The organism is Neptuniibacter sp. 1_MG-2023 (assembly GCF_030547185.1).
Classification (GTDB): Bacteria; Pseudomonadota; Gammaproteobacteria; order Pseudomonadales; family Balneatricaceae; genus Neptuniibacter.
Window position 1 is genome coordinate 243,719 of record NZ_JAUOQR010000003.1, and the last position, 16,117, is coordinate 259,835.

Here is a 16,117-nt window from a genome sequence, read left to right on the forward strand (position 1 = left end):
CTCCTTAACCAGCGATTTCGCTTTAACCTACAACAATGTTAACTAAGCGGCCAGGTACAACAATTTTTTTACGGATTGTTTTATCTACCATATGCTTTTGTACGTTTTCATCGGCTAAGGCGGTATGAAGAATCATATCTTCATCTGCATCAGCAGCAACATTGATTTTGGCTCTTACCTTACCGTTGACTTGGATAACGAGTTGCACTGTATCTTGGATAAGCGCTGATTCGTCTATCGTTGGCCATGGGGCGGTAAGTACTTCAGAGTGACCTAGTTCCTGCCACAGCTGATGACTAATATGAGGCACTATAGGTGATAGAAGTAGGACCGCAGCTTCAAGCGCTTCTTGCATAACTGCGCGGCCTTGTTCGCTAATATCAACGAATTTAGCCACTGTGTTAGACAGCTCCATAACCGCAGCAATTGCAGTGTTGAACGTTTGGCGACGCTCCATATCATCACTTACTTTTTGAATAGTAGAATGAACTTTACGGCGCAGTTCTTTCTGCACATCAGTCAAATTGTCTTTGTCGATCGCAGCCGATGAGCCACCTACATTTAGGTGATCATGGACTTGCTTCCAAAGACGTTTAAGGAAACGGTGAGCACCTTCTACACCGGTATCTGACCATTCTAAAGATTGCTCAGGTGGTGCAGCAAACATCATAAATAAACGCACAGTATCTGCGCCGTATTTATCGATCATAATCTGTGGATCGATGCCGTTATTCTTTGATTTTGACATTTTAGACATGCCGTCGTGCTTAAGGCTTTGGCCTGTAGTGCGATGGGTTGCACTGATCACACGGCTTTTTTCATCGGTCTGAATATCAACTTCATTTGGGGCAACCCAAACTTTTCCACCTTTATCATCTTCGTAGCAGAAACTATCGGCTAGAACCATACCTTGGCAAAGAAGACGTTTAAATGGCTCATCACTGTCTACAAGTCCTTCATCACGCATTAACTTATGGAAAAAGCGTGAGTAAAGTAGGTGAAGAATAGCGTGTTCAATACCGCCGATATATTGATCGACAGGAAGCCAATAATTCGCTTTTTCCGGCTCAAGCATGGCGTTATCACTGCTACGTGAAGCATAGCGTGCGTAATACCATGATGATTCCATAAAGGTATCAAATGTATCGGTTTCTCGTTCTGCGGGACCGCCACATTTAGGGCAGGTGGTATTAATGAAGCTTTCCATTTTTTTGATTGGAGAGCCGCTACCATCAAACTCAACATCAGTAGGAAGAACAACGGGTAGTTGCTCTTCAGGTACGGGAAGTGCTCCGCAGCTTGGGCAGTTAATCACAGGGATCGGTGCGCCCCAGTAACGTTGGCGAGATACGCCCCAGTCACGTAAGCGGAAGTTAACCGTGACCTTACCTTTACCTTTAGCTTCTAGATCAGCTGCGATCGCTTTAAAGGCAACGTCAAATTCTAAATCATTATAGTTGCCAGAGTTAACTAAGGCGCCTTTTTCTGTATAGGCTTCAACACTTAGATCAACGGCAGAATCGTCTAGTGGACGGATAACTTGTTTGATCTCTAGACCATATTTGGTTGCAAACTCCCAATCACGCTGGTCGTGGCCAGGTACAGACATGACTGCGCCTGAGCCATAATCCATCAAGACAAAGTTAGCAGTCCAAACAGGTACTTCTTTACCTGTAAGAGGGTGTATAGCGTTAATGCCTAGCGCCATACCTTTCTTTTCCATCGTTGCCATATCAGCTTCGGCAACTTTAATATTTTTGCACTCATCAATAAATGTAGCGAGCTCTGAGTTGTTTGCAGCTGCTTGTTGGGCAAGCGGGTGTTGTGCTGCAACAGCAACGTAGGTAACGCCCATTAGCGTGTCTGGTCGTGTTGTGAATACTTCTAGTGGACCGTAATTAGCAACATCAAAGGTAAGTTCAACCCCTTCAGAGCGACCGATCCAGTTTTTCTGCATCGTACGAACTTGCTCTGGCCACTCATCAAGTTTGTCTAAGTCCGACAGTAACTGATCAGCGTAGTCTGTGATTTTAAGGAACCACTGCGGGATTTTTTTACGTTCGACTAATGCGCCAGAACGCCAGCCTCGACCATCAATAACCTGTTCGTTGGCTAGAACCGTTTGGTCAACTGGATCCCAGTTTACTTCTGCTTCTTTTTTGTAAACGAGGCCTTTATCCATCAACTTAGTAAAGAACCACTGTTCCCAGCGGTAGTATTCTGGATGACAAGTAGCGAGTTCGCGGTTCCAGTCATAACCAAAACCCATAAGTTGCAGCTGGTTACGCATGTAATCAATGTTTTCGTAGGTCCATTTAGCTGGCGCTACGTTATTTTTCATCGCCGCGTTTTCAGCAGGCAGGCCAAATGCGTCCCAACCCATAGGTTGCAGAACATTCTTACCTTGCATACGCTGGTAACGGGAAACTACATCTCCGATAGTGTAGTTACGAACATGACCCATATGGAGTCGACCGCTAGGGTACGGAAACATGGATAGGCAGTAGAATTTTTCTTTCTGCAGATCCTCTTCGCACTTAAAGCTATCGTTATCTTTCCAATGTTGCTGGACCTGTGGCTCAATCTTTTGTGGGCGGTATTGTTCGTTCATGTTCGTAAATCGTGATGCCTTTGATAGAAAAACCGGCATCTTTTGATGCCGGTTAATAAAAGTTTGCTTATTGGGGTATAGCATACAATATATACAGGTAAGCAAACAGAGTTTCCGCTCATAACGAGGTGGTTTTATGTCGCAAAATAATGATAAGCAAAATAAATTAGCTTCTGAGGACTACGATAGGGTCTTGTTACGTCTTACTAAAGACCTAGAGAATTCAAAAGCGGGCTCTTGGGATCTTTTGCAAGAGAAAATCCATGATGCAGTAGAGCTTGAGTTGGCAGCAGAGGAGATGACCCGCGATGAGCTTGATCTACTGAAAGCTTATTTAGCTAGAGATCTGAAGCAGCTAGGTTATTACGCTAATGAAACAGGTGAAGGTTTAGCTGCATGGCTAGGTTTTGATCTGAATATATTAGAACAGACATTGATTGAGCAGTTGAGATTAATTGCAGATCAAACACGTATAGGGCAAGAGCAGCTTCGAGAACGTTTAGATCATACTGATCAGCAGTATATGGCGGGAGAGTTGGCCACAGTAGGCACGCTTGAATGCCTTAATTGTGGGACTCAATTTAATTTATATAAAACTGAAAAGCTCAAACCTTGTTCTGAGTGTGAGCAAGGTTATTTCAAGCGCGTGTCAGCGCCTTGGCCTCACAAGTAAGCTTTAAATGGGCTTACCTGAAATTGGGATAGCGCTTAGCGTTATCTTGATTTCTGCGTTGCCCCATAGATAGAACAGTTAAACCAAGCGCTAGTAGTAACACTGGTAGTGATCCGTAACGCTGAAAAGGGGTTTCCCCTTCCATGCTGTGCGCTGTCCCTCGTAAAACGGCTGCCCGAAATTGTGGTAGTTGGTCTACTATGCTGCCTTCCGAATCAATCAGCGCTGTAATGCCATTGTTGGTTCCACGTATTACCCAGCGGCCATTTTCAACCGCTCTTACACGAGCGATTTGTAGATGTTGTGCGGGTGCAATGGATCTACCAAACCAAGTGTCATTGGAGACGGTGAGTATGATATCTGCGTGCTTTGATGCTTTTCGTACCAGCTCTGGGTAAGCGATCTCATAACAAATGGCAGCACTGAGTTTGACTTGACCAACTTTTAATAAAGGCTGCTGCGCTTTAGGGAGTGAGAAGCTAGACATAGGTAGATTAAAAAAATCAAAAAGCCCTCGAATATAGTTTTCCATAGGTACGTATTCACCAAAAGGAACAAGGCGCTGTTTATGGTAAATACCGCTGCCGCTTGTCAGTACGGCTAGGCTGTTGTGGATAAGGTAGCCCTTAGGATGGTTCTGATCGGGTATAGCGCTAGGCAGGCCACTGATTAATGTAGTGCCTTTTGTATCTAAATCGTTGAGTAGCTCAGCCAGAGGTGTTGCTGCATATCTGAACAGCGAAGGAATGGCTGTTTCCGGCCAGAGCACTAGCTGTGCATCTAAATGGTCTCTTGTGAGCGTTTCATATTGAGTGAGTATATCTTCACGGTAGTTTGTATCCCACTTAACCGCCTGCGCAATATTAGGTTGGACTATAGCCACTGAAAGCGTTTCTTCGTTAGGTGTTGTCCATTGCAGTGGTAATAAGTAGCTGCCGATTAGGGGGAGAGGGGCAATGAGCAGGGGGAGTAGTTTTCGTGATCTTAACAGTTCTGCAATAGCTAGCGCTGTGATTAATATAGCGGCGCTGGCTAACCATATCCCGCCTAAAGAAAGGGTATTCTGGTAAGGGGTATCTAAGGATGCGTTACCTAAATATAACCAAGGGAATCCGGTAAATAACCAGCTTCTTAGCCATTCAAAGAGTAGCCATAAGCCAACAAAGCTAGCGGCTAAGAATCTAGCAGAAAAGAGTTTTTTCCAGAGATAAAGTTGCACGCTAAAAAGTAGAGCGAGAGCTGCTACAAAGAGTGCGGTTAAGCCGATCGCTATAGGTAAAGGCGTTTGGCTATGTTCTGAAATGCTAACAAAAACCCATGATACACCACTACCAAAAAAGCCTAACCCGAAGGCCCAGCCAAGTAGTGCGCTTTGTTTATTGTTTTTTTTGTAGCTTGAAAGGTAAAGAATAGCCGGCGGAAAAAGCGCTAAATAGGGGATATTGAAAGGGGCTAAGCTAGGGGCAATCAGTGCCCCTGCAATTAAACATATAATAAATTGCAGAGGCATAGTGCTTACTCTTCTCTTGAAACCTGTAGTAGTCGAATGCGTCGAGTATCAGCGGATAGGATTTTAAAGTGAAAACCGTCTATCTGTACCGATTCATCTTTTTTTGGAAGATGGCCGAACTGTTGAGTAACTATACCGCCAATGGTATCAAACTCTTCATCGGGGAAGGAGATAGAGAAGTAGTCATTAAAATCATCAATCGGTGTTAAAGCTTTTACAATAAACGCGTTGTCATCGAAAGGTTTGATGTTGCCATCATCTTCTTCGCTGTCGTGTTCATCTTCAATTTCGCCAACAATCTGTTCCAGCACGTCTTCGATGGTGATTAAGCCTGAAACGCCGCCGTATTCATCCATAACAACAGCCATATGATTGCGAGTCACACGGAACTCTTTAAGCAAAACATTTAAACGCTTGGATTCAGGGATAAAAGTAACGTTACGGAGCTTACTTTTTAGATCAAATTGCTCAAGGTTTCCTTCAAGTATTAAGGGTAATAAATCTTTAGCTAGCAAGATCCCTTGTACTTCATCGGGTGTTTCCCCGATAACCGGAAAGCGGGAGTGGGCGCTAGATATAATAATAGGTAGAAATTCTTTCGGTGTTTGGTCCGCTTCAACGACAACCATTTGGGAGCGTGGAATCATAACGTCGCGAACTTGCATGTCAGCGACTTGCATCGCTCCCTCCATAATAGTGAGGGCTTCGCTGTCTAGTAGGTTGTCATCGGAGGCCTGACGTAAATCGGTTAACAGGTCTTCTCGGCTTCTTGGTTCATCACTAAATGCATGGGTTAGTTTGTCGAACCAGCCTTTGTTTTGTCCCGATCGATCTTCGCTCATGGTGTTTATGTTCGTCCTTAGTTAGTTTTCTTCCCGGTAGGGATCAGCAATATCTATGCTGGCAAGAATCTTTTTTTCAAGGCTTTCCATCTCTTCAGCCTCAGCGTCATTTATATGATCGAAACCGATAAGATGCAAGCAGCCGTGTACAACCATGTGGGCCCAATGGTCGAATGGCGCTTTGTTTTGCTCATGTGCTTCTTTCTCAACGACATCGGCACAGATAACTAGGTCACCTAGTAGCTGCAGTGGAATACCTTCTGGTACTTCAAATGGGAAAGATAACACATTAGTGGGTTTATCTTTGCCTCGGTAGGTGTTGTTGAGTGTCTGGCTCTCTTCGGGAGAGACTATACGTATGCATAGCTCACCCTCTTTAATTTGAGTCGATAAAGCGGCTTCTGCCCATTTATTGAATTGAGCTTCAGATGGCAGCGTTCCTTCAATTTCATATTGTACGTCGCAGTCAAAACTCATAAAGGTTTATCCTGAGAGCTGTCTTGTTTTTCGAAACGATCGTAGGCACGCACTATATGTTGAACTAAGGGGTGGCGAACAACGTCCTTAGCGGTGAATTGTGTGAACCCTATATCTTTTACCCCATCTAACACTTGCATGGCATGGATTAAGCCGGATCGAGTACCTTTTGGTAGATCGACTTGGGTAATATCACCAGTGATCACAGCGGTTGTGCCGAATCCAATACGGGTCAGGAACATCTTCATCTGTTCTCTTGTGGTATTTTGGCTTTCATCAAGAATAACAAAAGAGTTGTTGAGTGTTCGACCACGCATAAATGCAAGTGGCGCGACCTCAATCACATTCCTTTCTATTAATTTACCTACTCGTTCAAAGCCGAGCATCTCGTAGAGAGCGTCGTATAAAGGGCGCAGATAAGGGTCGACTTTTTGACTGAGATCGCCCGGTAGAAAGCCTAGCTTTTCGCCCGCTTCGACGGCAGGACGAACCAATAGAATACGGTCAACTTCTTCACGCTCAAGGGCATCTACAGCACAAGCCACCGCTAAATAGGTTTTACCTGTCCCAGCAGGGCCAATACCAAAGTTAATGTCGTGTTGTAGAATAGAGCGGACATAGCCTTGTTGGTTTTCACCGCGAGGACGGATTAATACTTTTTTGGTGCGGATGCTGATATCGATATCTGTTACTGCTGGGTTGCTCGTTATCTGCTCTATACCGCTTTGCTGGATCAGTAGATGAATTTGATCGGGTGATAAGCGCTTCTCTTGAACGGCGTCTTTATAAAGGTTTTCCAGCATTCCAGATACTGTTTTGATAATGTCGATATCGCCGAGCAGTTGGAAATGGTTACCGTGGTTGCGGATCTCAACCCCTAAGCGTTTTTCCAATAATTTGAGGTGCTCATTAAATGGCCCACAAAGGTTTGCCAAAAAATCGGCATTTTCTGGTTCAAGTGTCAGTTTTATTGATTGTGCAGTGCTCAAGCTAAGCCCGCCTTTTGTGGGAAGTTATCGTCTAGTTCCGAACATAGTAGCTCACCTACTAGGGAGTTAGCGTATGCGTCGACGATAGTTACATCGGCAAAATGACCGATTAGATCTGGATTATCGCAGCGGAAGTTCACTACACGATTATTTTCTGTTCTGCCTGACAGTAGTCCGGGATCTTTTTTAGAGTAGCCGTTGACGAGGATACGTTGTGTCGTACCGACCATCTTGCGACTGATCTGCTGTGCGTTTTGAACAATACGGGTTTGCAGTATTTTTAGTCGCTGTTTTTTAGTTTCGTCATCGATATTATCGGGTAGATCTGAAGCGGGAGTGCCGGGACGACGGCTGTAGATAAAGCTATAGCTGTTATCAAACCCTATATCTTCGATCAGTTTCATTGTGGCTTCGAAATCGGCATCAGATTCATTTGGGAAGCCAATAATAAAGTCAGAGGATATTTCAATATCAGGACGTACTTTACGGATACTGCGGATTTTAGACTTATACTCCAGTGCAGTGTGGCCTCGCTTCATCGCCATTAAGATCTTATCAGAGCCACTTTGTACTGGTAGATGAAGAAAACTCACCAGTTCAGGTACTTCTGCATAGGCTTCGACAAGGCTATCTGTAAACTCGACAGGATGGCTGGTGGTAAACCGAATACGGTCAATACCATCAACTGCGGCAACGCAGCGAATGAGTTCAGCTAGATCAGCTGTATCCCCGTCATGGGTTTCGCCGCGATAAGCATTTACGTTTTGGCCAAGTAAATTGACTTCGCGTACACCTTGCTCCGCTAGCTCGACACACTCTGTAATGACATCATCTAGCGGTCGACTGACTTCCTCACCGCGGGTGTATGGGACTACGCAGAACGTACAATATTTTGAACAGCCTTCCATAACGGAAACAAAGGCTTCAGCCCCTTCTACTTTAGGTGCGGGAAGGTGGTCAAATTTTTCGATCTCAGGGAAGGAAACGTCCACAATACCAACGCCGCCTGCATCTGATTCATTAATCATTTCGGGTAGGCGGTGCAAGGTCTGCGGGCCAAAAATCATATCCACATAAGGGGCACGCTTGAGGATATTGTTACCCTCTTGGCTTGCGACACAGCCACCAATACCTATCTTTATATCAGGATTTTTTGCTTTCAGTTTGCGCCAGCGTCCTAATTGATGGAACACTTTTTCTTGCGCCTTTTCACGAATAGAACAGGTGTTAAGCAACAGAACATCTGCCTCATTAGCATCTTCTGTTAGCTCTAGTTCATGACTTTCTCCCAGAAGGTCAGCCATACGCGCAGAGTCGTATTCGTTCATCTGACAACCGTGAGTCTTAATAAATAGCTTCTTCGCCATTGTTCACCTGTATCTAGCGTGTATCGTTGGATTGTCAATAAAGTGACAAGCCTATCAAAGGACCGGGCATTATACTGAAGCGACTAGATAATGAACAGGTTGAAGAGTGGTTGAGGTTAGGCTTTTTTTATCCAGTTGCTTTAGCTTCTGATATAGCGTGGTATATCTTGAAAAAGAGGATCCTGCCCTTACTTTAAGGAGGCAGTTAGTTCTTTTATAGACTCAGTTTTTGATAAAAATATAGCAAAAGGTAGGCTATGGCTAAGGGTGATCGTCTTTATCGTGTTATTTTTGTAAATGAAGATCAAGTGTTTGAGATTTATGCGGAACATGTTTATCAAAGTGATATGTGGGGTTTTTTAGAGGTCGAAGGCTTTGTATTTGGCAACCGCTCTGAATTGGTCGTTGATCCTAGCGAGGAGAAACTAAAGGCAAAATTCAGCGGTGTTAAACGCTCTTTTATTCCATTCAATGGGATTATTAGAATCGATGAAGTCGAGCAAGAAGGTGTGGCAAAAATCACTGAAGCTAAAGGCGTCGTGGCGGCATTTCCTATGCCGCCAGCACCGAAAAGGTAAGAATTAGTTAATATCCACAACTGAGCACTTCATGGTGATATTTATCGCCTTATTACTAAAGGTTTATATTATGTCTTACGGCGATTCTAACAGTTATCAACTCCCTGATTCACATGACCAGCAGGTAAAATCTTTTATGCGCTGGTTGCTGTTAGGTATAGCCCTTTTTATAGGCTTAGTTGTGGCCGTTATCTGGTTTGCTGATCGTTTGCTGATCCATGTGCCATTAAGTGCTGAAGCGCGTTTTGTTAAACCATATGAATCCCTATTTGAAAAATACAATACCCTTGACGCGGAGGAGCAGCGTGTAGAGCGATATTTACAGAATATTGTGGATGATCTCTCCGCTAAAAGTGGGTTTGATGAGCCTGTTCGCATAAACGTTCATTACCTCGACACGCTAGAGATCAACGCGTTTGCGACCTTAGGGGGTAATATTTTTGTTTTACGTGGATTGGTGGAGGCGATGCCCAATGAAAATGCACTTGCAATGGTGCTGGCCCATGAGATCGCACATGTAAAACATAGAGACCCTATTGTGAGCGTGAGTCGTGGCCTTGCTTTACAGGTGGCTTATAGTTTTTTTGCCGGTGATCCCGGCACCGTTTTTAATACAGGTTCTGAGTTGGGAATGCTGGTGTTTAGTCGGGGGCAGGAGGAAAGCGCTGATTTAGCCGCGTTAGATACATTGCAGCGCCATTATGGGCATGTTGCGGGTGCGACGACGTTTTTCACTATTATGCAGGAACAATATGCAGCGAAAGATGAAACTGAAAAGCTGCCGACATGGTTGCTTAGTCATCCAAAACTGCAGCACCGGATTGATACGATCAATGCACGGATCGATATGAAAAATTGGTACAAAGGCCAAGCGGTACCGGAGCAAGTAAATTTGTAATTGAAAGGAAGGTGGCGTTACGTGCTGTATAAGACACGTAGCGCCGAGTTGTATTAGGCTGGCTTGATCGTATGACCGTTTTTGTCTTTGAAAGATCCAACAGCGATCATGATGAAGTCTACAAGCGACCAGATGCCTAACCCACCTAATGTCAGCAGCATAAGTATGCCTGTACCAACTTTTCCTACATAAAAGCGATGAACGCCTAATACGCCTAAAAAGAAGCAAAGTAACAAAGTAGGAACGAAGCCTTTTTCGCTAACGATAACTTCAGGTGCTGCATTTACTGTTGTTGGTTCGGTCATTTTTCTTATCCTTAAAATGGGGTTTTTAGCTTTTGGCCGGGGTAGCAAACGTACTTTCCTTGGCCGTCTTTAAATGATCCTGTTAGGAGCATAATGGTAATAATAAATGTGTGGATACTATCTATCGCAAAGCAAGCGCCAGCCCAGAGCAGTTCACCGTTGGCGTAAAAATAGATGGTCAATACAAAGAGACTAAAATCGATGATGCCTTCAATATATCGGCCAAGATAGAAGTGATGTATACCCATAACACCAAAAATTGCGGAGATAGAAACGGCAATAGCGTAACTTTTTGGTGAGGCTTGAGGGGAGGGCTGCATTCGCGTTTCCTTTGATATCCATATACGCGACGTTCGTATAAGTGCTTTTGATGCTATTGAACATCACTGTTGTCGTCAAGTTAAGATGTTGATTTTTTACATTTTATATAACTAAATCAACTTGTTGTAAGGTTCCAGTATCGCCGCTCTCTGTTAAAAATAGTCCTGTTGCGCGTACTTTACCTGCTATTTCGTCACTATTAGGCCCTGCATTAAGATCCCAATCAGTATCGGTGTAACCTAAATAGAGTGCGCCTACATCTTTTTCTGCCAAGGTAAACAAACTGCTACTACCATCATCATGTTGAACCCAGATACGTAATTTATCCCAAGCGTCATCATTTTCATCAATAAAACCATTGTGATCATCATCATAAGCGGCAAGTTCTTTGAAACCGTTGCCACTGGATGCACCAAATAACTCGCTGCCATCATCAATTTGGCCATTACCATTATGATCAAGTGCGATGTAGCCACTCTGTTCAGATAGTTGGTGAATTAATTCTTGATCACCGTCCATATCTATATCAAAACTAATTTTATTGGCTGTTAATTCTGCTGCTTGACCAGAAAAGTTTATTACTAATGGGTCTTTCAGTGCAGCGCCCATACGTATATGTAGACTTTCGCTTTCACTGGCTGAGCGGCTTAGGTTGAGTTGTAGATCTAAATCGATCACTTTGCCATCCGCTGTTCTCACTTGTCCTTTAGCTTGGAATTGTAGTTGCTCTTGGTGTTCGGTGGTTTCCGTGTAGCGGTAATCTAAACCATATTCAACAGCGCCTACCTCTGTAGCGAGCGATATAGCGGATGGTGTCGAGCTACTCTCTGAGGACGGGTTTTCTATGTTTCCGCTATTAGTGCTTGTATTGGATAGGTCGAGTACGCCGCTGTGGAAGGTTTTTCCTGTTAGATGTTCATAAATTTTTTTTAACAACTCTATCTTCATTTTATCTTCAGGCGTGAGTTCAAAGAGACTCGTGCTATCTCTGCCTGTGATATTAGTCAGTAGCTGGTCTAGCGTATATTTTCCAACGTTCTCTCGTGCAGCGTCTTGCCTGAGATCTGAATAGGTAGGCGTTTCTGTGATCTGGTTTGTTGTTTCTGTTCGTGTTTGTTCTGTATGTGTTCCTGCGATGAGATTGTTTTTACTGAAATTGCTCCCTGTAAGCACGTAGCCTTCAGTAAGTTGTTCCCTGATATGAGTGTATGTTTGGCTGTTAGTTTGTGTATCAAATGAGATATCTGAGGCAGAAATACGCATAAAATCACCTTTTGCACTTAGATAATTTGTTATCGGCAGTATTCTTGGTTTCAGAAGATCTATTTTTGAAGCAAAGCGGTTTTGTTATCTAAGGCTAAGGCTTTAATAAAGTTTTTGAGCCTTTACCTGGGATTTCGCGAGCTAACCTAGGTAGCAGGTAACCTGGGAGTATATTTTGCAGTTTTTCAAATAGTGCAAGGGCTTCCGTATCGCTAATGTTGAAATGTGCGGCTCCCTGAACGGGATCTAAGGTGAAAAGGTAGTAAGGTAAAACACCATAGTGAAAAAGGGTTTCGCTTAGCTCTTGTAATGTATCAACGCTGTCATTGACGCCTTTTAATAGCACTGCTTGGTTAAGTACGGTTACCTGAGCACTTTTTAGTGCTGTGACTATCTTAACTGTCTGCTCGTCTAGTTCATTTGGATGATTTGCGTGTAAAACCATCACGGTATCAAAGCGGCACTCTTTCAGGATTCTTGTCAGTGATGTTGTTACTCTTTGGGGGATCACAATAGGTAAGCGAGTGTGGATACGCAGCCGTTTTAAGTGCGGGATCTGCTCAAGATCTTTAATCATGCGGGCTAAGCGTTCATCGCTAGTGGCTAGCGGATCACCGCCTGAAAAGATAACTTCACTGATGCTCGGGTCGGCTGTCAAATAAGCCAGTATCTCTTGCCATTGTTCAGGGCCTAAACGGTTTTCCTGATAAGGAAAGTGCCGGCGGAAACAGTATCTGCAGTTGATTGCGCAAGCGCCGCTGAGGATGAGTAGCACACGGCCTTTGTATTTATGAATTAAGCCATCACGATGATTAGCGCTCATCTCCGCTAATGGGTCGATAACGTAGCCGGGAATAGCGTCTAACTCGGCATCTAAAGGTAAAATCTGTCGTAGTAATGGATCCTGTGGGTCCCCTTTTTTTATTTTGGCTAGGTAAGGTTCGGGTACTTTAAGGGGAAATTCATTTGCACCAGCGATGGCCCCATCAAGGTAGCTTTCAGAAAGCTCTAGCCTTTGTAATAATGCTTTAGGGCTGTTAATAGTATGGCTTAATAGGTGCTGCCACGGAGTGTTTTCGCCAATCTGAATCGCTGTTTCACTGATTTTGGTCGTTTTTGGGACAGAATTCATAGTGTTTTTCGGCAGAATGGCAGCTGGAAGTTGCTCGCATTCTCCTTTCTAGTAGAATGTCTGTCAATTTTACTGCTGACAGCGATGTTAGTTGAATAGCAAATTATAAGAGATGCGTAGGACATTATGGCGAATTTTTCTTCTAACCAGTTCAAGAACGGTATGAAAGTAATGATCGATGGTGATCCATGTTCAATGGTTGACGTTGAATTTGTGAAGCCGGGTAAAGGACAAGCATTTACACGTGTTAAGTTGCGTAACTTAATGTCGGGTCGTATTTGGGAGCGTACTTTCAAATCGGGTGAAAGTGTTGAAGCAGCAGATGTTATGGATACGACAATGGAGTATTCATACTACGATGGTGAGCTTTGGTACTTTATGGATCCGAATACCTTTGAGCAGGTGGGTGCGGATGAAAATGCTGTGTCTGATGCTAAACCATGGTTAAAAGAGCAGGATTCCGTCACGGTAACTTTGTTTAACGGTAATCCAATTGCTGTGATGCCAGCTAATTTCGTTGAGTTAGAGGTTGTTGAAACTGATCCAGGCCTAAAAGGCGATACTGCACAAGGTGGATCTAAACCGGCAACTTTAGCTACTGGTGCGATTGTTCGTGTTCCGTTGTTTATCAATCAAGGCGAAGTGCTGAAAATTGATACACGTACAGGTGAATATGTTTCTCGTGCGTAATTGATCGAATCGTTAGTAAAAACGGCAGCTTAGGCTGCCGTTTTTATTGGTGCGGGATTTTATGGTTTGTTTTTGTGTAATGATTAAGTGAGAGAGTATGAGTGACTGGCGGCCATCGGCAACAATTGAAAACTTGCGTCATCGGGCGCAGCTTTTTGATCATATTCGCGACTTTTTTAAGCAATTAGATGTGCTAGAAGTTGATACGCCAGTGATGTCGCAGTGTGCCGTAAGTGATCCTTTTATCGATAGTTTTGAGCTTAACTATTGTCCCGTCGTTGGTGTTGATGAGCAAACCTATTATCTTCAAACATCACCTGAATATGCGATGAAACGTCTACTGGCTGCGGGTAGTGGCGCTATCTATCAAATGAGCAAAGTGTTTCGCAATGGTGAGTATGGCAGCCGCCACAACCCTGAGTTTACTATGTTGGAGTGGTATCAGCCCGGTTATGATGATCATCAGTTAATGGATGAAGTAGAAGCGTTAGTGGTACCTATTTTGGGCTTAAAAAGTATAGAGAGAATTACCTACTCAGACCTTTTTATGCGTTATTTAGGTTTTCGCCCAGAGCTGGTGGGAGTTGATCGTTTGGTTGCTGAAACCAAAAAATATGTGGATATAACGCTGCAAGATGATGACCCTGATACGTGGTTGAACCTTTTGATCTCCCATGTAATTGAGCCTCAGCTAAAAAAGGTCGCTGCGATTTTCGTCACTGAATACCCAGCCTCTCAAGCTGCGCTTGCGAAGGTGCGGAAAAATAGTGCTGGTGGATGGGTTGCGGCGCGGTTTGAGTTGTTTGTGAACGGTGTTGAATTGGCTAATGGCTATCATGAGCTGACCGATCCACAAGAACAACAGAAGCGTTTGCAGATTGATCAAACACACCGAGAGCGATTGCAGCTTCCGCAGCGCCCCTTAGATTATCGCTTAGTCGAGGCGCTGGAAGCAGGCTTGCCCGATTGTGCTGGAGTTGCCTTAGGTGTTGATCGCTTATTAATGCTTGCATTAAATGCGGGTTCTATTGCTGAGGTCATCCCTTTTGATTATTCAAAAGCTTAGTGAGTTAGATGGCGAATAAGGGTGGCTCACTTACCGAGTGTGACTTTTCCCTATGCTCTTCGCTTTAAGTTGGCAACTCATTAAGTAAGGCCGTTTTAATACGGTGTACGGCTTCTTCTAATGTACTTCTTGGGCAACCAAAATTTAAGCGCATATAGTTCTCGTCACCAAAGTCACGGCCTGGAGACATGCCAACCCCCGCTTGTTCAAAAAAATGTGCAGGGTTAGTTAACTTAGCACCGGATACATCGATCCATGCAAGATAGGTTGCTTCGATAGGGAGTAGTTTAAGTCCAGGGATCGAGTTGATCTCCTTTTGCAGATAATCACGGTTGCTGCGTAGGTAGTCGAGCTGTTTTTTGTTCCACTCATCCCCATCTTTATAAGCGGCCATTGTCGCGGTATAGCCGAGTAGATTGACATCAGGGACTATGCCTTTGCGCACGTTTATGAACTGCTGGCGTAATTTTTTATCTTTGATAATGGCAAAAGAGCAGCCAAGCCCTGCGATATTGTAGGTTTTGCTGGGTGCCATGAGGGTAATGGTGCGTTGAGCAATCTCTTCATTTAGTGAAGCGAGAGGGGTATGTTTTAATCCCGTTTCTAAGATAAGGTCGCAATGGATTTCATCGGAACAGACATAAAGGTTATGTTTGATAATAAGGCTGGCAAGTGCTTCGAGTTCCTCTTGTCTGTAAACCGTTCCCCCTGGATTATGAGGGTTGCAAAAGAGAAGTAAGCGAGTGCGATCAGTTAAGTTCTTTTCTAGTGCCTCTAAGTCAAGGATAAAGCGTTGATCCACTTTTTTCAGTGGGACTGTGCATACCTCTCTATTGGATAGTCGCGGCGATGAAATAAATGGGGGATAGATAGGTTTTGGTGAGATGACGCTATCACCACTTTTACCAACCGCACGACAGGCAAGGTTTAGTCCGCATACAAGTCCGGGTAGCCAGATGATTGAGTCTGCATCTATTTCCCAATGATATAAGGTTTGCATACGCTGTATGACTAGCTGGTTTAATTCGCTAGGAACGACGGTATAACCAAAAATACCATGATCTATACGCTCCTTCAGTGCGTTGATTACGCATGGAGGAGACATGAAGTCAGTATCGGCAACCCACATTGGCAAAATGTCGCTATCACCGTACTTTTCCCACTTTTGGCTGGCGGTTCCTTTTCGGTTTATTGGGCGATCGAATTCTTTATCCATGATGATCTTCTTTTGTTGTATTAAGAGGTAAACATTGGTTGCAAAACATAGCTCCGGCGCTATAGTGGGTGGTCACTGGGTAACCACGCATATCCCTACTTTTATAGCCAAGTAATAGGCTATATAAAGAGTATTACAACGCAGATTGCTATTTCCATAAGATAGCCAGTTTTAGCTAT

The 16,117-nt window shown here is 43.9% G+C and carries 16 protein-coding genes; 5 read left to right on the plus strand and 11 right to left on the minus strand.

What is annotated here, in order from left to right; all coding sequences use genetic code 11:
- Nucleotides 1-22: 22 nt before the first annotated feature.
- A complete protein-coding gene (gene leuS / locus Q4492_RS05745; RefSeq protein ID WP_303416305.1) occupies nt 23-2,611 on the minus strand; it encodes a leucine--tRNA ligase in 2,589 nt (862 codons plus the stop codon).
- A 136-nt stretch (nt 2,612-2,747) separates the two neighbouring features.
- Between leuS and Q4492_RS05750 the strand changes: the two genes are divergently transcribed.
- Nucleotides 2,748-3,284, plus strand: coding sequence for a zinc ribbon-containing protein (locus tag Q4492_RS05750; RefSeq protein ID WP_303416306.1), 537 nt, complete (start codon nt 2,748-2,750; stop codon nt 3,282-3,284).
- A 13-nt stretch (nt 3,285-3,297) separates the two neighbouring features.
- Here the strand turns inward: Q4492_RS05750 and lnt are convergent, their stop codons facing one another.
- From lnt to miaB, 5 genes are read right to left on the minus strand one after another with little or no spacing between them, the layout of a single operon-like run.
- Nucleotides 3,298-4,794 carry an apolipoprotein N-acyltransferase gene (gene lnt, locus Q4492_RS05755; protein ID WP_303416307.1) on the minus strand — a complete coding sequence of 499 codons (1,497 nt, stop codon included), beginning with the start codon at nt 4,792-4,794 and terminating at the stop codon, nt 3,298-3,300.
- Nucleotides 4,795-4,799: 5 nt separating this feature from the next.
- Nucleotides 4,800-5,636: an HlyC/CorC family transporter gene (locus Q4492_RS05760; protein WP_303416308.1), complete on the minus strand. Its 837-nt coding sequence runs from the start codon at nt 5,634-5,636 to the stop codon at nt 4,800-4,802.
- 21 nt (nt 5,637-5,657) lie between these two features.
- Nucleotides 5,658-6,113: an rRNA maturation RNase YbeY gene (gene ybeY, locus Q4492_RS05765; protein WP_303416309.1), complete on the minus strand. Its 456-nt coding sequence runs from the start codon at nt 6,111-6,113 to the stop codon at nt 5,658-5,660.
- A complete protein-coding gene (locus tag Q4492_RS05770) occupies nt 6,110-7,102 on the minus strand; it encodes a PhoH family protein (RefSeq protein ID WP_303416310.1) in 993 nt (330 codons plus the stop codon). Before Q4492_RS05770 ends, ybeY begins: the two co-directional genes overlap by 4 nt.
- Nucleotides 7,099-8,469 carry a tRNA (N6-isopentenyl adenosine(37)-C2)-methylthiotransferase MiaB gene (gene miaB, locus Q4492_RS05775; protein WP_303416311.1) on the minus strand — a complete coding sequence of 457 codons (1,371 nt, stop codon included), beginning with the start codon at nt 8,467-8,469 and terminating at the stop codon, nt 7,099-7,101. Before miaB ends, Q4492_RS05770 begins: the two co-directional genes overlap by 4 nt.
- 257 nt (nt 8,470-8,726) lie before the next feature.
- On the opposite strand from miaB, the gene Q4492_RS05780 reads away from it, so the two are divergent.
- Nucleotides 8,727-9,047 carry a DUF1820 family protein gene (locus Q4492_RS05780; protein WP_303416312.1) on the plus strand — a complete coding sequence of 107 codons (321 nt, stop codon included), beginning with the start codon at nt 8,727-8,729 and terminating at the stop codon, nt 9,045-9,047.
- A gap of 70 nt (nt 9,048-9,117) precedes the next feature.
- Complete coding sequence (locus Q4492_RS05785) at nt 9,118-9,945, plus strand: M48 family metallopeptidase (RefSeq protein WP_303416313.1); 828 nt, start codon at nt 9,118-9,120, stop codon at nt 9,943-9,945.
- A gap of 53 nt (nt 9,946-9,998) precedes the next feature.
- Here the strand turns inward: Q4492_RS05785 and Q4492_RS05790 are convergent, their stop codons facing one another.
- The 4 genes from Q4492_RS05790 to epmB form a co-directional block, all read right to left on the minus strand.
- Complete coding sequence (locus tag Q4492_RS05790) at nt 9,999-10,250, minus strand: TM2 domain-containing protein (protein ID WP_303416314.1); 252 nt, start codon at nt 10,248-10,250, stop codon at nt 9,999-10,001.
- A gap of 11 nt (nt 10,251-10,261) precedes the next feature.
- Complete coding sequence (locus Q4492_RS05795; RefSeq protein ID WP_303416315.1) at nt 10,262-10,570, minus strand: TM2 domain-containing protein; 309 nt, start codon at nt 10,568-10,570, stop codon at nt 10,262-10,264.
- A 103-nt stretch (nt 10,571-10,673) separates the two neighbouring features.
- Nucleotides 10,674-11,834: a hypothetical protein gene (locus tag Q4492_RS05800; protein ID WP_303416316.1), complete on the minus strand. Its 1,161-nt coding sequence runs from the start codon at nt 11,832-11,834 to the stop codon at nt 10,674-10,676.
- A 94-nt stretch (nt 11,835-11,928) separates the two neighbouring features.
- Nucleotides 11,929-12,966 (minus strand): EF-P beta-lysylation protein EpmB, encoded by a 1,038-nt coding sequence (epmB, locus tag Q4492_RS05805; RefSeq protein WP_303416317.1) that lies wholly within the window; start codon nt 12,964-12,966, stop codon nt 11,929-11,931.
- A 126-nt stretch (nt 12,967-13,092) separates the two neighbouring features.
- On the opposite strand from epmB, the gene efp reads away from it, so the two are divergent.
- Both efp and epmA read left to right on the plus strand, forming a co-directional pair.
- Nucleotides 13,093-13,656 carry an elongation factor P gene (gene efp, locus Q4492_RS05810; protein ID WP_067986493.1) on the plus strand — a complete coding sequence of 188 codons (564 nt, stop codon included), beginning with the start codon at nt 13,093-13,095 and terminating at the stop codon, nt 13,654-13,656.
- A gap of 97 nt (nt 13,657-13,753) precedes the next feature.
- Complete coding sequence (epmA, locus tag Q4492_RS05815) at nt 13,754-14,722, plus strand: EF-P lysine aminoacylase EpmA (RefSeq protein ID WP_303416318.1); 969 nt, start codon at nt 13,754-13,756, stop codon at nt 14,720-14,722.
- Nucleotides 14,723-14,786: 64 nt separating this feature from the next.
- Here the strand turns inward: epmA and Q4492_RS05820 are convergent, their stop codons facing one another.
- A complete protein-coding gene (locus Q4492_RS05820; protein ID WP_303416319.1) occupies nt 14,787-15,938 on the minus strand; it encodes a MalY/PatB family protein in 1,152 nt (383 codons plus the stop codon).
- Nucleotides 15,939-16,117: the final 179 nt, after the last annotated feature.

Coding starts and splice junctions, on each gene's coding strand:
- leuS (WP_303416305.1), bottom strand. CDS start 2,611: ATGAACGAACAATACCGCCCACAAAAGATTGAGCCACAGGTCCAGCAA.
- Q4492_RS05750 (WP_303416306.1), top strand. CDS start 2,748: ATGTCGCAAAATAATGATAAGCAAAATAAATTAGCTTCTGAGGACTAC.
- lnt (WP_303416307.1), bottom strand. CDS start 4,794: ATGCCTCTGCAATTTATTATATGTTTAATTGCAGGGGCACTGATTGCC.
- Q4492_RS05760 (WP_303416308.1), bottom strand. CDS start 5,636: ATGAGCGAAGATCGATCGGGACAAAACAAAGGCTGGTTCGACAAACTA.
- ybeY (WP_303416309.1), bottom strand. CDS start 6,113: ATGAGTTTTGACTGCGACGTACAATATGAAATTGAAGGAACGCTGCCA.
- miaB (WP_303416311.1), bottom strand. CDS start 8,469: ATGGCGAAGAAGCTATTTATTAAGACTCACGGTTGTCAGATGAACGAA.
- Q4492_RS05780 (WP_303416312.1), top strand. CDS start 8,727: ATGGCTAAGGGTGATCGTCTTTATCGTGTTATTTTTGTAAATGAAGAT.
- Q4492_RS05785 (WP_303416313.1), top strand. CDS start 9,118: ATGTCTTACGGCGATTCTAACAGTTATCAACTCCCTGATTCACATGAC.
- Q4492_RS05790 (WP_303416314.1), bottom strand. CDS start 10,250: ATGACCGAACCAACAACAGTAAATGCAGCACCTGAAGTTATCGTTAGC.
- Q4492_RS05795 (WP_303416315.1), bottom strand. CDS start 10,570: ATGCAGCCCTCCCCTCAAGCCTCACCAAAAAGTTACGCTATTGCCGTT.
- Q4492_RS05800 (WP_303416316.1), bottom strand. CDS start 11,834: ATGCGTATTTCTGCCTCAGATATCTCATTTGATACACAAACTAACAGC.
- epmB (WP_303416317.1), bottom strand. CDS start 12,966: ATGAATTCTGTCCCAAAAACGACCAAAATCAGTGAAACAGCGATTCAG.
- efp (WP_067986493.1), top strand. CDS start 13,093: ATGGCGAATTTTTCTTCTAACCAGTTCAAGAACGGTATGAAAGTAATG.
- epmA (WP_303416318.1), top strand. CDS start 13,754: ATGAGTGACTGGCGGCCATCGGCAACAATTGAAAACTTGCGTCATCGG.
- Q4492_RS05820 (WP_303416319.1), bottom strand. CDS start 15,938: ATGGATAAAGAATTCGATCGCCCAATAAACCGAAAAGGAACCGCCAGC.